Source organism: Acinetobacter geminorum, assembly GCF_013009345.1.
GTDB lineage: Bacteria > Pseudomonadota > Gammaproteobacteria > Pseudomonadales > Moraxellaceae > Acinetobacter > Acinetobacter geminorum.
Map to the genome: position 1 here is coordinate 1 of NZ_JABELE010000080.1, position 238 is coordinate 238.

General features: G+C 48.7%; 1 protein-coding gene. It reads right to left on the reverse strand.

Features of this window, described 5'->3' with window-relative positions; genetic code table 11:
* Positions 1-238 (reverse strand): hypothetical protein (locus tag HJG58_RS18780; RefSeq protein ID WP_170249816.1); only part of this gene is annotated, 238 nt, incomplete at both ends.

The following is a 238-nucleotide window of genomic DNA, read 5'->3' on the forward strand; positions in this document are numbered from 1 at the left end:
CACTCGAAATGCTTGCATAAGTCCACAAGCCAATCGTCAGCATCAGTTGCCTCAACACAATTGCTGAAGGTCTTTGGCTGGTTTGCAAGGAACTGGTTGAGTGTAGCAAAGTGATTCTGATTGTTTCCTTGGTTGCCTTGGTTCGCTTGGTTGCGCTCTTGAATAATTTGCATGATCAACTGCGTGTTTGCATTGGTAGCGGCCATCACAGCTTGCCATGCCTCCGGAGGAGGAGGTG